The sequence below is a fragment of the Serratia sp. HNCC26DJ244 genome (genome assembly GCF_057180565.1).
The window spans coordinates 1-864 of record NZ_JBXUGO010000083.1 but is presented as its reverse complement, the minus strand read 5'-3'; the positions used below and the strand labels follow the sequence as shown (position 1 = coordinate 864).

At 55.2% G+C, this 864-nt stretch carries 2 protein-coding genes; both read left to right on the top strand.

Annotated elements, in window-relative coordinates; all coding sequences use genetic code 11:
- Positions 1-328 (top strand): OmpA family protein (locus AC2A06_RS18650; protein ID WP_484381276.1); only part of this gene is annotated, 328 nt, incomplete at its 5' end.
- Between the two features lie 14 nt (positions 329-342).
- Positions 343-834, top strand: a complete 492-nt coding sequence (gene hcp, locus AC2A06_RS18645; protein WP_037383271.1) for a type VI secretion system effector Hcp — start codon at positions 343-345, stop codon at positions 832-834.
- The last annotated feature ends 30 nt before the right edge of the window (positions 835-864 follow it).

Sequence of the window (864 nt, the reverse complement as noted above, 5' to 3'; positions counted from 1 at the left end):
CCTGGTGGGCATCAAGGCCAGACCGGGCTGGCTGATAGTGGTCAGCGGGCATACCGACAACACCGGCAATGCCAAACAGAACCAGACGCTCTCCTTGCAACGGGCCGAAGCGGTGCGTAACTGGATGCGTGATACCGGTGATGTGCCGGAAAGCTGTTTTGCGGTGCAGGGGTATGGCGACAGCCGACCTTTGGCACCGAATGACACGGACGCCGGGCGGGCACAAAACCGGCGTGTCGAAATCAGTCTGGTACCACAGGCAGACGCCTGCCAGGTACCCGGCAACCACCCGCCGTCATCACTGGATGGTGACGGTACACAACACTAAATGGAGACAATCCCATGGCAATACCTGTTTATCTGTGGCTGAAGGACGACGGCGGTGCCGACATCAAGGGTTCTGTTGATGTCAAAGACCGTGAAGGCAGCATCGAAATCGTTGCTCAGCAGCATAACCTGTATATCCCGACTGACAACAACACCGGCAAACTGACGGGGACCCGTATTCACACCCCGTTCCTGTTTACCAAGGAAATAGATGCCTCCAGCCCGTACCTGTACAAGGCAGTGACCACCGGTCAGACCCTGAAGTCAGCGGAGTTCAAGTGGTACAAAATCAATGACGCGGGCCAGGAAGTGGAGTACTTCAACACCAAACTGGAAAACGTCAAGGTAGTGAAAGTCAACCCGGTGATGCACGACATCAAAGACCCGGCGTATGAGAAGCACAACCACCTGGAGCAGTTAGAGCTGCGCTACGAAAAAATCACCTGGACTTACAAAGACGGCAACATCATTCATTCCGATTCCTGGAACGAACGTACTACTGCGTAATACCAGAGCGGACAGGCTTGCCTGTCCGCG